The following is a 16,631-nucleotide window of genomic DNA, read 5'->3' as shown; positions in this document are numbered from 1 at the left end:
GTGCGCGAGAGTGGCACAGTATCAAGCGAGTCCATGTTCAAGAATAAAGGAAGCGAAATGGCAGCAAGCAAAGAGGATCGCATCGCCCGCGAAGCAGCCGAACTGCGTCGCGTGGGCTTCACGGTTAATGGACAGTACCACCGGTTCAACGTGGGGGGTGAGGCCGGCGAAATCTCCCCGACCCACACGCTGTCCCATACGCTCAGAGAGACCCTCGGACTTACCGGCACCAAGGTTTCCTGTGACCAGGGCGCATGCGGATGTTGTGCGGTCATCATGGACGGAAAGGCTGTCCTTTCCTGTAAGGTTCTGACGATCGAGTGCGATGGAAAGACAATAACAACAATCGAAGGCCTGAGGGACCCGAAAACAGGTGCACTCGATCCCCTTCAGCAGTCTTTTATCGACCACACCGCTTTTCAGTGCGGCTTCTGCACCCCTGGAATGATCGTAACCGCCAGGGCCTTCCTCAACGAAACCCCGCACCCTTCTGAAGAAGAGGTAAAGGAGGCCCTTTCAGGTAATTTCTGCCGGTGCATAAGTCACTACCAGGTGATCAAAGCTGTAATGTCCGTTGTGGAGAAAGGGCATGAGCATGGGCAATAAATACAGATATATAGGGAAACCCATGCCGCGGAGGGACGCTGAGGAGATCGTCACAGGGGCCGTCCAATACCTCGACGACCTGAAATTTCAGAATCTCCTCCACGGAAAGGTGCTGAGAAGCCCTTATGCCCATGCACTCATCAAGAAAATTGACAAGAGCAAGGCTGAAGTGCTGCCGGGCGTAAAAGCCGTCTTGACGTGGGAAGACATCCCCGACTGGAGGGGTGGCACACCCCGCAAGGTGCCCGTCCTAGACAAAAAAGTCAGGTACGTGGGTGACGCTGTGGCACTTGTCGCGGCCACCACTGAAGAAATCGCGGAAGAGGCCTTGGATCTGATCGAAGTAGATTACAAAGTCCTGCCTGCGGCCCTGGATATGGATTCGGCCCTCAAACCCGGCGCTCCCCTCGTTTACGACGAGTTTCCCGGCAATATCATACCCGGCGGTACTATCGTTTTCGGGCCCAACTGCCTTAAAGGCGTAGTCAGGGGGGATGTAGACAAAGGGTTTGCAGAAGCCGACGTCATAGCGGAAGGGGCCTTTGGATACGAGAACATACCCAATGCCCTTCCTCCTGAATCGGTGGGTGCAGTTGCCCTGTGGGAGGAGCCGAACAAGGTCACTGTGTGGAGCACCAGCCAGGCGCCGTACATGGACAAGATCACCCTCTTCCATGTTTTTAACAGGCAGGTGGAAGTAAGAAGCATCGGAAACCATGTGGGCGGCAGTTTCGGGACAAAGATCATGTGCTGGCAGGTTCAAGCCTATGCCGTCCTTTTGAGCAGGGCGACCGGGAGGCCGGTAAAGTGCATGTTTACCAAGGAAGAACATATGGCCGCGTTCACCCTGAGGGTCGGCTCCCGGATTCACGCCAGGGTGGGCATGAAGAAAGACGGCACCCTGACGGCTATACAGGGCACATGGTACGTCGACACAGGCTACTATTCCTTTACCACGCAAGCCCAAGTCGCGGTGGGATCGGGCGAACTCATGATCATGGCCCAGTGCCCTAACTGGGACTTGAAGAACCTTGTTGTGGCCACAAACCGGAACGCCTCAGGCAGCACAAGGGGCTTCGGAGGCCAGGAATTGAAGTGCTCATTCATACCTCTTCTGTGTCTGGCCATGGGAAAGGCAGGCCTTGATCCATTCGAAGTGCTCAAGAAGAACTTCGTCAAGCCCGGCGGAGGGTACTTCTGGCGGGATGGCAACTGGTATCAGTACCGCGGCATTGACTATTCCAGGGCCATGGACAAGGGTGCGGAACAATTCGGCTGGAAAGAGAAATGGAAGGGCTGGCTGACGCCTACCTCGGTGAACGGCGCAAAGCGGACAGGGATCGGCGTGGGCGTCCACGGAAACGCCGACGTTGGCGAAGACGCGGCAGAGGCATACGTTCAGCTTGATTACAACGGCACGGCCACAATTTTTCTCTGTGCGGCGGAGCACGGGACCGGCCAAAAGAGCAATTATGCCAAGATGGTGGCTGAGGTGCTTCAGATACCGCCGGATCGGATCTCAATGACCCCTGCTGATTCGCTGGTCACGCCTTTCGAGTTCGGACCGGTGGGCTCTCGCGGGACCTATGCCATTGGGAGTGCTGTCATCAACGCGGCAGAAGATGCGAAGAGAAAGCTCTTCGAGTTTGCCGCCCCAAAGCTGGATGCGGACCTTCAAGACCTGGAAACAGCCGACGGGGTTGTGTTTGTGAAAGGACATCCGGAAAAGAGCTTAAAATGGAGGGCCTTGGGAAATGACCGCACCATACTGGGGTTCGGGCGCTTTGAGCCGGATTTCACCTTGTGCAATTGCATGATGAGCTTTGTAGAGGTCGAGGTGGACACGGAGACGGGAAAGGTGACCTTGCTGCGGGTGGTGCTTGCCACTGATGTCGGTCAGATCATAGATCCGCAGGGTCTCGAAGGCCAGCTCAACGGATGCATCGGTTCCGCGGGTATCGACAGCGCCATTTTCGAAGAGACAATCATCAATCCTTCCTCGGGTCACATACTAAATGCGAACCTGATTGATTATAAGTGGCGGACCTTTGCCGAGCTGCCTGCCATGGAGCATGTGGTGCTCGAGACGCCTATTCCCACCCACCGCTTTCATGCGGTCGGTGTAGGGGAAGTGGCCACGTCTCCCGGGCCTTCGGCTGTCCTCATGGCTGTTTCGAATGCCGTGGGTTCGTGGCTGCATGAGTATCCCGTCACTCCCCAAAGGGTGCTGAAGGCCCTGGGGAAAATGGGCAATGCAGCAACAGGAGGCACGAGATGAAGCGGTTTGCGCACCATAATGCGCGCTCGATCGAGGAAGCGGTTGAACTCCTGAACGAGTACAAAGGCAAAGCAAAGGTCATTGCAGGCGGCACGGATCTTTTGGGAGCTTTGAAGGACAATATTGTCCCTGAATACCCGGCCGCGGTGATCAACATAAAGCCCATTGCCGGCCTCGACCACATCAGAAGCGAGGAAAATGGCCTCACCATAGGCGCGCTAGCCAAATTAGTCGATATTGTCAAGTCCCCGGTAGTGAAAGAAGAATATGAGCTGCTTGCAGAAGCCGCGTACTCGGTAGGCACTCCCCATATCCGTAACATGGCCACCATTGGGGGTAACCTGGCCCAGGACGTTCGTTGCTGGTTTTACAGGTACCCTCGCCAAATCGGCGGACCCATGGTCTGTCTTCGCAGAGGAGGCAAGTTTTGCAGTGCCCTGGCCGGCGACAACCGGTACCATTCCATATTCGGCGCTGCCGGTTTCGCGGACAGCCCCTCCGATTTCGGCAGGGTTCGGAAGGGCTGCTTTGCTGTTGGTCCATCGGACATAGCGGTTGCGCTGATTGCGCTTGACGCCGGCATCGTCACCACAAAACGGAGTGTCTCTGCGAAACTGTTATTCAAAGCCACGGCGACGAACTCAACCGTCCTAGAACCCGATGAGCTAATAAGTGAGATCAGGATACCGAAGCCGCCCGCCACCGCGAGACAGAGGTACGAAAAATTCACTCTCAGAAAACCGATCGATTTCGCGGTTGTGAGTGTGGCATCCATCCTGGCGGTCGACAATGGGGTCTGCAAGGATGCACGGATTGTGCTCGGCGCAGTGGCTCCCGAACCGCTGAGGGCGCGGAAGGCGGAAAAGGTGATTAAAGGGCGGACCATTGATGAGAATATTGCCGCGGAAGCCGCGGAGCATGGCCTAGCAGACGCGATTCCGCTCAAAATGAACGGGTACAAGGTTGAAATCGCGAAGGTGCTCCTGAAGAGGGCGATTTTGAGCTGAAATTATGGCGTTTCTCTAATGTTCTTTCCGAATGGCGCATGTTTTTTGGTTGTTGGGTTTTCGGTCGGCGACCCGGTTCAATGTGTCAGAAGTGCGATCAATGAGATCGTCTCGGGTCTTTATGCCAATTGCCACAATTCTTGACCTTTTGCACAGCCTTGGCTATGAGACAACCGGTGGGGGCCGGCGTCCCTGCCGGCCCGAACTAGTTGATTTGTAACCGAAAACTGTGCCGGCACGGAGGCCGGCACCTACCAAATTCCAAGAGGCACTTTTCACAATCGGACACTATTTTTTGACACTTGCTTTGGCAGTTCTCGAAGGTTTTTACTGGTTCACTCCCGGGTGCCACGGACCTGGGCTCCGTCAGGTCCGTGCGGGCTATCCCGGTACGGTGTACTGCACCCACAGCCTATCCGAACTGCGGTCCCAGTCCAGCCGTGAGACGAAGGATTGCCAGTCTCTCTCTGTAGCCTCATCCGGCTTTGGAGGGCTGTCGTCGCCTGATGGTATCCGATCTGCCCGAATGATTTTGCCTCCAGTCTTCTGCTTGAGTCGGTCAAACAGTTTTTCGGCTGGATGATCCCAATGCATTTCTTCATTTGCCCAGCGCTGATCCACTGGGATCATGGCAACCAGGTTGGGACTCTCCATCATCTCCAGGCCCTTTTGTGCAAGAGTCGCATTTCGGCTGCCGTGGTGTCCGACCTTGTACAGTACCGTGCGGCGGAGGAGATCTGCGACGGTCACCGTTCCGCTACTAGTTCCCTCGGCAGGCCAAGACAAATTGCTCCAGGAAAGCCAGTTTCCCGCTTGGGCATCCGCGGCAAAGAGCAGGGTCTTGTGTGGCTCGGTTTCCGTAATCTCGATCGCAAGGACCAGAGAGGTGTTGTTGGTCTTAGCATTGATGGCTAGCGCCAGTTGCTCGGCGGCACCTAACCAGTCGGTGTCGATGCGGCGCCACTCCGCGCCATCTGTGCCGGTATTTGAGAAGCCATAGTATTTACTGAAGAATCGCCCATAATTTGGATGCCTGCCTGCTGAATCTCTGGCGATTTCAACAGACTCATCAAAAGGGCAACTTCGCCTGAAGAGCTGCCTATCTTTGTCGTCCTCGAAAACAGTACCCACAGAAGCCAACGCTGCCGCGGTGAACGATCCTGCCCCGATTATGGCCGCAACATCAGGGTAGAATTCACTCTCAGCCTGCAACTTCTTGATATACTCTTCGTCTCTGGGAGGTCCGAGTACGTAGACCTTTACGCCCTCTACGCCAGGCACGATGAGCGGCTCTTCCCCCGGGCGGCGATAGTCTTCCGGCCTGTGGAGTTTATTCCGTGTCTTTGTGCGCAGGTACTCCAGCGGGCTTGCTTTGACACCCAGTGCAGAGGTCAAGGCATTCGGGAACTCAAAGTCCAGGACTGCCTGGAGCGCCGCAGCCGACGGTGCATTGGCGAGCCTGAGCTGATTGACAGCCGCTGCCACCGCTCTAATCTGTATTCCATAGATTTGCTTCAAATGCTTGGCGACCGGGTCCGTAGGGTCCTCTGTCCAGGCCAGCCAGAGATCGTCTATTTCGATGTTGTCGAAGACATCCTTTCCATATTCGAATCCGGACAAATGATCGGTGTGTTCATGCGTGGCCACGACAACGTGGAGATGATTTCCGGTTGCTTTCGCCATATCCGTGGCAAGCAGCCGCATTCTCTCCTTTCCTCCGGGATACCGGTGGTGGACTCCGCAATCAATGAGAATATAACGCGCGCTGCCGTCCTTGGCTCGCAAAGCCAGGAGAAAGCAGTCCCCGAAACCAGGGTTGTACATGCGAACTGTAACGCCCGATTCGGGCGGTTGCATTACCGGCTGACTTATATTTTTTGGAGCCATTATTCCACCTCCTCTAGCCCGAAGGAACGATGGAGAAAGGCAAAAGGCTCCCCGGCGGCCCCTTGCTCCAGGTCCTGACTTTTCCTGGAAAAGCTCCGGGAAGAAGTTTTCACCGGATCGCCTAAGTAGGTGGCGCGGAGAGATGGACTTGCCCCTCTGGTAAGATATCTACGCACGCGTTCCAGGCGAGTGTCGCTCCGTATCCTCTTTTGGATGCAATACCTGACCTCTGCGTTGTCCGGGTTTACCAAGAGAGTGCATCCGCCCCGGAACCAAAAGTCCGGCGCAGGCCGATCGCGGGGCGCGAACACACCTCGATCTACCTTGTCCTGAATTTCAGGATCATAGTACCCTTTACGGCGCTGGGTCATCTCAACTACCAACTCGGTAACAGTTTGGCCTCCCGGTCCGATCCGACGGGCAGGCCGCACCGAGTGAATTTCCAGCGACGGGACGCCTTCCCTATCCCTATGGAAGGCCTCGGGTGCATTTCTGTCGAGCACTATCCGGGCGACGTTGGCGGCCTCGCTCCCACTTGCATCGGTAAACCACCCATGAAGCAGTTTTTGGCTCCTCCTGGCTTGTTCAAAGATCTTCTTGCGGCTCGTCGTCAGTCCCCAATCGGGAACAAGCTTACGCAGTCTAGCAGGGTTGCGAAACACCTTGAGGAAAGCCTTTTGCTCGTTGCTATCCGGTGAGTGCCATAAGAGGCTGTCTACGGACAGGCTGCTCACGTCATTAGGGTAGATGCCGCGTCGGCGGAACGCTTCGACCATAGCAAGCCGATAGTTGTACCGATCGTTCATTACAAGGTCCGCATCCGCGGTGATCAAAGCCCGCAAGTAATCGCCGAAATCAACATCAACAGGTGGACAGTAGTCGAGAGCGCGGATACACATGTGAAGGACATGCCCGGCCGTCTTGGCCGCCTCTTGCGCCAGCCTTTCGACCAGGTCGGGGTGCAGTTCGCCCGGGGAAAGTTGACCGGACCCCCCGCTGGCGATGCGCAGAAGGTCGGCGATTCGCCACTTGTAAATGGTCAGAAATGCTTCAAAAACGGCGGCAACTAGGATCTTTCCCCGCTCATGCGGTTCGGTGGTGCGTAGGAGCATCCCAGGGTCAGGTTTCTCCGGAATCCACTCCTGTGTCTCGGGGTCATGGTGTCCGAGTGCGCTGCGCAGAGCACCGTAGCGTCCAATGGCCTGTCCGAACTGGAAAGCAAGCTCACCTAGAAGATTCTGGCTTTGAAGGTCCCCGCGAGTGCGGGCGATTTGTCGTCGCAACGCCTCCGGGTAAGTGAAGTGCTGGAATAGGGCTACAATGTCGGCGAAGGCTTCATGCAGGGCCAGAACATCATTGTTGGTTGCCTCAATGAATCGCCGGTGCAGGCCGTCCAGCAATGCGTGGGTCGTCTCGTGGGCGACTATGTCGTGTGAAAGGCATGCAAACACTATCTCGCCGGGCATGTTTTCTCCGGGATTGGTGGTTGAGGCAGGAAAGTAGCCAAAGAGCAAGGCTTTCTTGACGGGGCTGTAATAGGCATTGGCCTCTCGCAGAGCGTGGGGATAGACGCGCAAGCGTTCCACGAACTCAGTCCTCACGAACCCGTCTTCCTTGAACCCTCGATGTGACCACAAAGATCGGCGTCCCAGAGCCTGCTCGAAGTGACTGATAGTGGTTCGAGCTACGGCGAACACCATTTGCTGGTGAAACTGGGGGTTGCCTTCCGACGGAGGAAGCCCGTCTTGAGCGAGCAAATGCTCATCGGTCAGGTTCACCGGTGCGTAAAAAACCTGGCTTGCCGGGTCGTAGTCGACGACTTCCAGGTAATCGTCCACCGGCCCCACCATCACGTTATTTTCCCAAGGGAGATTGATAGTGATTTGATTGATATCGTAGCTCTCGATTCGACGGCTGAGGATCGGGTCAAAAGCGAAGGCGCGCAACCGCCTATATGGGGGCTGCGTTGGTTGTTTTATACTCGAGATTGATGGCATGGTGACATCCTCCTCTGACCATGAATTTTCGACTACCAGTATATGCTCGATCCATTCGTATCCTGGTCGCTTTACGCCTGCTATGCCGGATGGTTCGCGTGGGACGGAACTCGTATGAGTCCGTCGTCATTCCAGGGGAAAGGCTGATCCTGATAAGCAAGGCAATCACGGCTTTGTCCTCTCCCCTCGTACAAGCCTCTAGAATACGGCAGTCAAATAGCGTTTATCGTATGAAACCCGGAACTAGAGTTCTTTCGAGACGAACCAGCTTGGAATTTATTATGTGGGCTGTTGAGCCCATTGCTCCCTACTTTTTCAAGAGGGTCATGCCGGTGTCATGTGAGGAATAGGTTGGTAAGCAACCTCGCTGAGTTGACGAGTAGTCCCCCTTTGTTTAGGGTAATGCAATTGCTGCCTTTCCGTCAATGATAATCATGGCTCTTGATAACCAATTTCGCAGAACCCCCACTGATCGATCCTCGAGCCGGCGGTTATACCTGTTCTCGAAAGTAATCACGAATTGGCTTGCGGATGCCTCTGCCAGCTTCAGCTTGACTCGCCCCCGTAATTTGCGGCGGCCAATAGGCCGCCGTTGACCCAGGCACCACTGTGGCTTCATTCCGCGAAAACTTTTGAGAATCACTTTAGGATTGTGTAATGGGCAAGTCCGGCGAGGCTCAGCATTGGCCAAGATTGTCCGGCAGATCCTTTTTACTCCCGCAAAGCAGAAGCAAAGCGGACCATTGTGAGACCAGTCGTTTTGGTTTCTGTTAGCCAGCGGACGTTTTTCAAGCAATTCGTCCCTTGACACGAGCGCAGAAAGCCTGTAATTTGGCGGAGTCGGGACGTGGCTCAGCCTGGTAGAGCACTGCATTCGGGATGCAGGGGTCGCTGGTTCAAATCCAGTCGTCCCGACCACTGAAAGAAAGATAACGCCGTCGATTTGCTCAAGAGGATTAGACGGTTTTTCATCTTTGCCACGCCACATTGAAACCCGTCCGGTTTTCTCCTGCACTTCCGACCGCCAAACCCGTCAGAAATAGGCGTGGTTTCCCCCGAATTGCGCCGCGCCCTAAAGTGAAGCGAATTAAGTATGGTGTCCCCAGCATCCAACGCGCTATTTCATGAGCTTGCGCTCTATGAGGTCTCTCAGGGACTTGCCGATTGATTCACCACGGTAGACTTCCTTCCGATGCCCTACTTTGAGAATCAGGACCCACAAAACCCGGTCATAGACGTCATAAAGGACGCGATATTTCCCGATGCGGAGCCTGTAGGTATCGGAGTATCCTTTCAGCTTCTTTGAGCCTGGCGGGCGGGGGTCCATTTCTAACGATTTGATAGCCATGCCGAGGCGGGCCTGCTCTTCATGGGGGAGCTTGCCGATTTGACGTTGCGCGGCCGGCGAAAGTTCAATCTGGTAGGTCTCTGAAGACATCAGAGTCGGAGCCGGGCCATGAATTCAGCCAAGGGAATCGTGCCCTTCTCTTGAGCCTCTTTGCGAGCAGCTTCAAGCTCGGGAATATCGGCCTGGTCGAGTATCTCGTCAAGTTCTTCCAGCGATTCCAGGTCATCGAGAGGGACTATTGCGGCAACTCCTTTCCCGTCTCGGACAATAATCAACCGCTCGCTTTCAGTGCTTACCCTTTCAATCGCGTCGGAGATTCGGCTTTCTTCAACCGTTGCTGGTGTCTGGGGCATGGTCTTTGCCTCCGAGGAGAAATTCACTATTAGTTTAACACAGAATCTTGCAAATGCAGCTGTCCGCTTGATGCCTCAATATGATTCCCTCCTTTGATAACCGCGCGGCGGCAAGAATGGCATATTTGTCCGGTCCAGAATCTTGTTCAGTAAAAGTTCAGGTTTTTCTGAACTGAAACGACTTCAAAGTATTGCGCACAAGTTGACGGATTGAAACGGATTGAATAGGATTGAGTTGGACTGAGGTGGCTTGAAATCGTTGATGATTTGGAGCAAACGTTTGATATAGTTAGGGTCTAGTTCGCATTCGGGATGCCGGGGTCGCTGGTTCAAATCCAGTCGTCCCGACCAGTAGAATTCAAAAAGGCCCTGTTGCAGCATGGCCTTTTTTGCCCCTCGGCCCAGGGCTTCGGCCCTGAACCGGATTCCAGCCGTAGACCTCCGAGCGCCTTCTCAAAATCGATTATTGTCGAGCGAGGCCTGTAAACAAATTACAAAGTAGCACCTCTACTTTTGACCAATATTGAGCGAACTATCGCTTCAAATCATCAAGGTCGCAAACGGGCCATGAGCAAGCGTGGCCCCTCCGATGTCCCCTTGGATTGTTCCTAAAGCCGTTTCCGTATACTCCGCAGGTTACTGAAAGACACCCGTCAGTGCGACATACCAAGTCAAAGATCTTTGTTGACCGAGAGCATGTGGAGCGGTATGCTTCAAGTATCTTAACAGTGTCTTTTTCATCCACATGACTACGGCCCAGCCTCTAACGGGCCTTATGAAGGACCACAAGGATGCCTTCTCGGCGGCCAAAGCGGCTCCCCCACCCGACGCCAGCCGTTCAGCCGAGCCGGATAGTTCTTCGTTGCAACCGATAGCCAAGATTTATCCATAACGATTGTCATAGTTTTTGTCTGATTTGCTGGGACTACGTTCCGTCATTCCTGCGATCCTCAAGTTTACCCCGGTGAAAACCGGGGCAGGAATCCGGAGGTCTTTGCCGGGCTACAATCACGGAGCCTGTTCGGGGCTCACACGTTCGGAGGCCTAGTCATTGGGGACTCGGGGGGCTTCTTGTCGCAATGAAGGGGCTTTTCCGGAGCATTTTCAAGCAGAAGGGAGGGGGCCATGGTGTATGATGGCAAATTCTGGCTGAGGTCTTATGATCCGGGGGTCCAGCCGGAGATTGAGCTTGAGGACGAGTCTCTGACTGAATGCTTCGAGAAGGTCCGGCGGGAGCATGCGGATCGGCCTGCGTTGCACTTTCTGGGGGTGACGCTGAGTTTCGAGCAGTTGATGGCCGCGTCGGACCGGTTCGCTGCTTGTCTCGCGGATCACGGTATTGGGAAGGGCGACGCGGTTGCAGTGAGCCTTCCCAACTCACCGCAGTACCTCATAACGCTGATCGGTGGTCTCAAGGCCGGCTGCGCGGTTTCAGGGATCTCGCCGCTCCTCACAGCCGGAGAAATGGCCCACCAATTGGAAGATAGCGGCGCTCGCGCTTTTGTGGTGATGGACGCGCTGTTCCAGCACCGTCTTTTGGGGGTAGCGGACCGGCTAAAAAGCTTGGAGCTGGTCTGTCCCACGGGTTTGCTGGATTTCTTGCCCGGCTACAAACAGGTCCTGGCGAAGTGGTTGAAAAAGGTCCCGACCGGTCAAATACAGCCAATTCCCGAGAAAAAGGTCATCCCGTTCAAGGAAGTGCTGTCGCGCTATTCGCCGAATCCTCCGGCGATTCCGCTTACCATAGAGGACCCCGCGTTCATCCAGTACACCGGTGGCACCACGGGTGTGCCCAAGGGAGCTGTTTGTCCGCATCGGAACATGCTGGCAAACGTGACCCAGTTCCATAAATGGCTCCAGGTGGAAGAAGGAAAAGATGTGCTGCTTTCAGCATATCCCATGTTTCATATAGCAGGTCTATTCACGGCCATTACGGGGTTGTCGTTCGGCATTACCCAGGTGCTCGTTCCAAACCCCCGTGACACCAAGCACATAGTAAAAGAAATAGCCAAATATGGCCCGCATTGGCTTGCCAATGTGCCGTCGCTCTATCTCATGCTGCTCAAGGAGCCCGGATTTCACAAGCTCGACTTTTCGGGTCTCAAACATTGCATTTCCGGAGCGGCTCCCTTTCCGGTAGAGGCCATCAAGCAATTCGAAAATGTAGTCGGTACGGGAAAAGTGATCGAGCTGTACGGCATGACCGAGACCTGCGTGCTGCTGACCTGCAATCCCAGAAAAGGACTCAAGAAAATCGGGACCGTGGGGCTTCCTATGCCGTCGACCAGGATCAGAATCATGGACCTGGAAACAGGCACCCGAGACGTTCCTGTGGGCGAGGAAGGCGAGATCGTCGGCGCAGGTCCTCAAATAATGAAATGCTACCACAACAAGGCGGAGGAGACTGCGCTGGCGCTACGGGAACACGACGGAACAATCTGGATGCACACCGGCGACATCGGGACCATGGACGAAGACGGGTACGTCACCATAGTGGACCGCAAGAAAGACATGATCAGCGTGGGCGGATTCAAGGTGTTCCCTCGAGAAGTCGAAGAGAAACTCTACGAGCACCCAGCGGTGGGTGTGTGCGCAGTCATCGGCGTGCCCAATCCGGAGCGCCCCGAAACCGAGATGGTAAAGCTGGTGGTGCAAAAAAGCCCTGCGTACGCGAACAAGCTCGACGACCAAGTCACATCGGAAGTCCTGGCCTTCGCCCGAGAACAAATGGCCCCGTACAAAGTCCCCCGCGTGGTTGAATTCAGAGAAATCCCCATTACCGCGGCGGGCAAAGTGGACAAAAAGGCGCTTCGGTAAGATCTTCTGGGGAGGCCCTTTTTGCAAAAAGGGCCTCCCCAGACCCCTCCCCAAAAACTCCCATAATTTTGGACCATTGTCACCGCAGGCGATAATGGTGTGGTGCGCGAAACTCCGGTGTCCACTCCGGCTAAGGGGTTTTGAAGCCACTTCTAACAGGGTATTCCGCGGCAGCGGAAGAAGGATCTGGGCCAAGACGCCACTCCAAGACCGGGCGCGGCCGTGAACATTTTGCGTAGGTCATGCAGAAACGCATTGGGGTTTGCTTACAAACACACGCCTCTAACTCCTCCCGTCAAGGGAAGGGGATTCTCTTCCTTGTGGGGCAGGCTTTCCAGCCTGCCGGTGGCCTTCTAGGCACGCTTCGAACCGTAATTCTCAGCGCACGTCCCCATAAAGTCGAATAAGGCTTGTCCCCTGCCATAATCCATCATAATATGAGGCTTGAAACGGCGGTGCTGCCAAGGAGGCGCGTCGGGCGCTCATGATCAACCTGGATCTCAAGACCAATACCAAAGCTGTCAAAGACTATTACGCAGGTCTCGAAGAGTTTGCCAAGCTGGGCGTCACGCACGAAACAGCGGTACGCAGTGCCTTCCAAAGATTGTTGGAGCATTGCAGCCGAAAGCGTGGGTGGACTTTCATCGGAGAGTACAAGTACACCAGAAAAGGCCAGCGTCCACTCAGCATTGACGGCGCGGCGGTGGATACTTTCAAAATCCCGCAGGCTTATTGGGAAGCCAAGGACCTAAAGGACGACCTCCCCGCAGAAGTGCAGAAGAAATTCGAGAAAGGCTACCCAAAGAGCAATATTCTCTTCCAAAGCCCGCACAGAGCCATTCTATATCAGGACAGCCGACCAATACTTGATGAAGATATTACCAAACCGAGCACGTTGGTTTATGTCGTAAAGGAGCTGTTTGCGTACCGGTCCGAGAGCCAACGGGATTGGGAAGTCGCGGTTGAAGAGTTCAAGTCTGACATCCCGGCTATTGCGTCCACGGTCGTCGAACTCATCGAGGTCGAACGTAAGGAAAACAAGGGTTTTGTCCAGGCATTCAACGCCTTTGCCGACGTATGCCGCACATCTATCAACCCCAATCTGTCAGATGCCGCGGTTGAAGAAATGCTTGTGCAACATTTGTTGACTGAGCGGATCTTTCGAAAGGTGTTTCACAATCCTGATTTCACGGATCGGAACATAATTGCCCGTGAGATCGAACGGGTCATTCACGCGCTTACATCAAGAAAATTCAGTAGGGAAGAATTTCTGAAACGGTTGGACCGCTTTTACGGCGCACTTGAAAAAAGGGCCGATACGCTCGACGACTATAGCCAGCAGCAGACCTTTCTTAATACGGTTTACGAGAAATTCTTTCAAGGGTTCGCGGTCAAACAGGCGGACACACATGGAATCGTGTATACCCCGCAGCCTATAGTGGAATTCATGGTGCGGTCGGTTGAAGAAATCCTGAAAAAGGAATTCGGTAAAAGCCTTAGCGATGAAGGGGTGCACATAATTGATCCGTTTGTGGGCACGGGAAACTTCATCACACGAGTTATGCGGGAGATCAAGAAAACCGCGCTGCCTCAAAAGTATGCCAATGAATTGCACTGCAATGAGGTCATGCTGCTTCCGTACTATATCTCCTCCATGAACATTGAACATGAGTATTACGAGCGAACCGGAGAGTACAAGCCTTTTGAGGGCATCTGTCTGGTGGATACCTTTGAGCTAGCTGAGGATAAGCAATTGTCCTTTATGTTCACGGAAGAAAATACAGAGCGAGTGGAGAGACTTAGGAAAACGAAATTGTTCGTTATCATAGGTAATCCGCCTTACAATGCTTGGCAGGTAAACGAGAACGACAACAACAAGAATCGAAAATACAAGACTATGGACAAGCGGGTAGGGCTTACTTACTCCAGAGATGGCGCTGCAACAAACAAGAATGCGCTTTCTGATCCCTACGTAAAGGCTATGCGATGGGCCTCTGACAAGATTCTGGACAATGGCGAGGGCATAGTGGCATTTGTCTCAAACAATAGTTTTATTGGAGATTTTGCCTTTGATGGAATGCGCAAACATTTGACATCTGATTTCGATCTCATTTACATCATTGATCTCGGAGGAAACGTCAGGAAGAATCCTAAAATCTCGGGCACAACCCATAATGTATTCGGAATACAGGTAGGTGTGAGTATTAATCTCTTTGTTAAGACGAAGGCTTATTGTGGTCACGGAAGGATTTTCTATTTCCGGGTGGACGATTTTTGGCGAAAAGAGGAAAGATTTTCGTTCTTGGAATCCTCTGACTCCTGTTCTTACATCAATTGGACGGAATTATTTCCTGATGGCAAACACACTTGGCTGACAAAAGGACTGAAGAGTGATTTCGATGAGTTTCTACCTATCGGAACGCGAGAGACCAAGACAGGAATAGGCACTGCTATTTTTCGTGACTACACTCGTGGCCTAACCACGTGTCGGGACGCCTGGGTGTACAATTTCAACTCGACGCAACTGTGTCGCAATGTTCAAACTACGATTAACACCTACAATGCCGAGGTAATTAAGTGGCAATCGCGAGCAGACAAGCCCAAGAATAGGGATGACTTGAGGGACTTCTTAGATTCTTTCGTTTTAGATGATGAGAGTAGAATTAGTTGGAGCAGAGACCTCAAGATTGATGTCACTCGGGGCCGCAGCGCGGAGTATGCGGATTCAAAGATAAGAAAGGCGATTTATAGGCCATTCACCAAAACTCTTCTCTATTTTGACCGAGTGATGAATGAAGAAGTCTATCGGTTCCCGCTAATTCTTCCTTTAGGCGAGTGTGAAACGGAGAACCGTATAATTTGCCTAAAGGGTCCTGGAGGAGACAAGCCGTTTTTCGCATTAATGACTAATTCCTTGACCGATGTTTCCTTACTGGGTTTTGGGACAAACACCCAATGTTTTCCTTTTTATGCATACGATGAAGATGGCAGTAACCGCCGCGAAAACATCACAGATTGGACTATTGAGCAATTTTTCTCCCCGATAAGTGTTAAGGTAGGCAAGTGGCAAATCTTTCATTACGTCTACGGCCTCCTCCATTCGCCAGAATACCGCGAGAAGTACAAAGCCAACCTTAAAAGGGAGCTTCCACGAATACCATTGCCCAAGAGCGTGGAACAGTTTCGTGCGTTTGTGTCAGCAGGCGAGAGACTCGCGGATTTGCACGTCAATTATGAATCCCAACCGGAGTACCGTCTTGAGGAAGTACTGAATCCTGACAGACAACTCAACTGGCGCGTCCAGAAAATGAAGCTTACAAAGGACAAAACCACAATTATCTACAATGACTTTCTGACGCTTTCCGGCATCCCGTCCGAGGTCTTCGAGTACAAATTAGGCAATCGTTCGGCATTGGAATGGATAATTGACAAATATCAGGTTCACACGGACAAGAGGAGCGGTATTGTTAACGACCCGAACCGGCCGGATGACAAGGAATACATTGTGAGGCTGATCGGGCAGGTTATCACGGTAAGCTTAGAGACGGTGAAGATCGTCAACGAACTTCCGAGCCTGTAAAGCCCCGGCGGTCGGCTATTTCCCGTTCCAACTCCTCTGGCGTCAACAGTTTGCCGCCCTCGGCAATGAATTTCTTGCGTATTTCCATTAATCGGTTACCGAGAGGGGACATTTCCAAATTATCGGGTCGATCCGTCTCTGCAAACTCAGGGGAACCGGTTTCTTCGTGTTCGCGAATCATGGAACTATTCTCCGTGTGTAAACACAACATGTTGAGTTTGGGCATCATCCCCGCTGTAGGTATTATAGCAAAGAACGGCTCGAAATTGGCAAGTTGTGTAATCCGAAGAGGGGAATCAACAGTTGTTTTGGAAAATCCCGCACCTGCAACCATGAGGAGAGAAAGCCCAAGAAAGCCAGCGGCATCTTGGCCGAGATCAGTCTGTCCTGATTCTTTCGTTCCGGATGAAAATGGTCACAAAACGGTCTTTTTTTTGTGGCCGGTAGAGATCGAAAATTCTTGAAATCATTAGCACCGAGGTGTAAATTCTTTATATTAGTTTACCAGTCCCAAGGAATTAGGGATGCAGGGGGACGATGGTGCGGATCCGGTCGTCCTTAGAGATAATTGTTAAACAAAATCATGGTGCTAGCTTGCACAGCAGCATCCTAATGTTCCTGTTCCAGGCCCTGAATATCCAAATAGTGATTCTTAACAGCATTTGTCGGACCTGATACCGGCCGCAATTTGATTGGATCGCACTGGTGGACAAGCCAGTCCCGCGTTGGCGGGACACCCGCAAGTCAAACCGTGATTA

Annotated in this window: 10 protein-coding genes and 1 tRNA gene; 6 read left to right on the top strand and 5 right to left on the bottom strand. The window is 53.2% G+C overall.

Annotated features, from left to right (window positions below; all coding sequences use genetic code 11):
- The first annotated feature begins 57 nt into the window (after positions 1 to 57).
- The 3 genes from HY913_21135 to HY913_21125 are packed head-to-tail and all read left to right on the top strand — an operon-like array spanning position 58 to position 3,891.
- Positions 58 to 606, top strand: coding sequence for a (2Fe-2S)-binding protein (locus HY913_21135; protein ID MBI4965795.1), 549 nt, complete (start codon positions 58 to 60; stop codon positions 604 to 606).
- Complete coding sequence (locus tag HY913_21130; GenBank protein ID MBI4965794.1) at positions 596 to 2,884, top strand: xanthine dehydrogenase family protein molybdopterin-binding subunit; 2,289 nt, start codon at positions 596 to 598, stop codon at positions 2,882 to 2,884. The genes HY913_21135 and HY913_21130 overlap by 11 nt, the downstream gene beginning before the upstream one ends.
- A complete protein-coding gene (locus HY913_21125; protein ID MBI4965793.1) occupies positions 2,881 to 3,891 on the top strand; it encodes an FAD binding domain-containing protein in 1,011 nt (336 codons plus the stop codon). Before HY913_21130 ends, HY913_21125 begins: the two co-directional genes overlap by 4 nt.
- Positions 3,892 to 4,272: 381 nt before the next feature.
- On the opposite strand, the gene HY913_21120 is transcribed toward HY913_21125, so the two are convergent.
- Positions 4,273 to 5,778, bottom strand: a complete 1,506-nt coding sequence (locus HY913_21120; protein MBI4965792.1) for a hypothetical protein — start codon at positions 5,776 to 5,778, stop codon at positions 4,273 to 4,275.
- On the bottom strand, positions 5,778 to 7,775 hold the full coding sequence (locus tag HY913_21115; protein ID MBI4965791.1) for a hypothetical protein: 1,998 nt from the start codon (positions 7,773 to 7,775) through the stop codon (positions 5,778 to 5,780). Before HY913_21115 ends, HY913_21120 begins: the two co-directional genes overlap by 1 nt.
- An 841-nt stretch (positions 7,776 to 8,616) precedes the next feature.
- On the opposite strand from HY913_21115, the gene HY913_21110 reads away from it, so the two are divergent.
- Positions 8,617 to 8,693: transfer RNA gene (locus HY913_21110), tRNA-Pro, on the top strand.
- 199 nt (positions 8,694 to 8,892) lie between these two features.
- Here the strand turns inward: HY913_21110 and HY913_21105 are convergent.
- Both HY913_21105 and HY913_21100 read right to left on the bottom strand, forming a co-directional pair.
- Positions 8,893 to 9,213 (bottom strand): type II toxin-antitoxin system RelE/ParE family toxin, encoded by a 321-nt coding sequence (locus HY913_21105; GenBank protein MBI4965790.1) that lies wholly within the window; start codon positions 9,211 to 9,213, stop codon positions 8,893 to 8,895.
- Positions 9,213 to 9,476 (bottom strand): type II toxin-antitoxin system Phd/YefM family antitoxin, encoded by a 264-nt coding sequence (locus HY913_21100; GenBank protein ID MBI4965789.1) that lies wholly within the window; start codon positions 9,474 to 9,476, stop codon positions 9,213 to 9,215. The genes HY913_21105 and HY913_21100 overlap by 1 nt, the downstream gene beginning before the upstream one ends.
- A 1,125-nt stretch (positions 9,477 to 10,601) precedes the next feature.
- Between HY913_21100 and HY913_21095 the strand changes: the two genes are divergently transcribed.
- Together HY913_21095 and HY913_21090 are read left to right on the top strand one after the other, a co-directional pair.
- Positions 10,602 to 12,293, top strand: coding sequence for an AMP-binding protein (locus HY913_21095; protein MBI4965788.1), 1,692 nt, complete (start codon positions 10,602 to 10,604; stop codon positions 12,291 to 12,293).
- A gap of 484 nt (positions 12,294 to 12,777) precedes the next feature.
- Complete coding sequence (locus tag HY913_21090) at positions 12,778 to 15,873, top strand: DEAD/DEAH box helicase (GenBank protein MBI4965787.1); 3,096 nt, start codon at positions 12,778 to 12,780, stop codon at positions 15,871 to 15,873.
- On the opposite strand, the gene HY913_21085 is transcribed toward HY913_21090, so the two are convergent.
- A complete protein-coding gene (locus HY913_21085) occupies positions 15,851 to 16,054 on the bottom strand; it encodes a hypothetical protein (GenBank protein ID MBI4965786.1) in 204 nt (67 codons plus the stop codon). The genes HY913_21090 and HY913_21085 overlap by 23 nt on opposite strands.
- Positions 16,055 to 16,631: the final 577 nt, after the last annotated feature.

The organism is Desulfomonile tiedjei, from assembly GCA_016212925.1.
Classification (GTDB): domain Bacteria; phylum Desulfobacterota; class Desulfomonilia; order Desulfomonilales; family Desulfomonilaceae; genus JACRDF01.
This window is presented reverse-complemented; position numbering and strand designations above follow the sequence as displayed.

What these genes read in the sequence shown, in the direction of transcription:
- HY913_21090 (MBI4965787.1), top strand. Translation starts at nt 12,778, where the DNA reads ATGATCAACCTGGATCTCAAGACCAATACCAAAGCTGTCAAAGACTAT.
- HY913_21100 (MBI4965789.1), bottom strand. Translation starts at nt 9,476, where the DNA reads ATGCCCCAGACACCAGCAACGGTTGAAGAAAGCCGAATCTCCGACGCG.
- HY913_21115 (MBI4965791.1), bottom strand. Translation starts at nt 7,775, where the DNA reads ATGCCATCAATCTCGAGTATAAAACAACCAACGCAGCCCCCATATAGG.
- HY913_21105 (MBI4965790.1), bottom strand. Translation starts at nt 9,213, where the DNA reads ATGTCTTCAGAGACCTACCAGATTGAACTTTCGCCGGCCGCGCAACGT.
- HY913_21130 (MBI4965794.1), top strand. Translation starts at nt 596, where the DNA reads ATGGGCAATAAATACAGATATATAGGGAAACCCATGCCGCGGAGGGAC.
- HY913_21120 (MBI4965792.1), bottom strand. Translation starts at nt 5,778, where the DNA reads ATGGCTCCAAAAAATATAAGTCAGCCGGTAATGCAACCGCCCGAATCG.
- HY913_21095 (MBI4965788.1), top strand. Translation starts at nt 10,602, where the DNA reads ATGGTGTATGATGGCAAATTCTGGCTGAGGTCTTATGATCCGGGGGTC.
- HY913_21085 (MBI4965786.1), bottom strand. Translation starts at nt 16,054, where the DNA reads ATGATTCGCGAACACGAAGAAACCGGTTCCCCTGAGTTTGCAGAGACG.
- HY913_21125 (MBI4965793.1), top strand. Translation starts at nt 2,881, where the DNA reads ATGAAGCGGTTTGCGCACCATAATGCGCGCTCGATCGAGGAAGCGGTT.
- HY913_21135 (MBI4965795.1), top strand. Translation starts at nt 58, where the DNA reads ATGGCAGCAAGCAAAGAGGATCGCATCGCCCGCGAAGCAGCCGAACTG.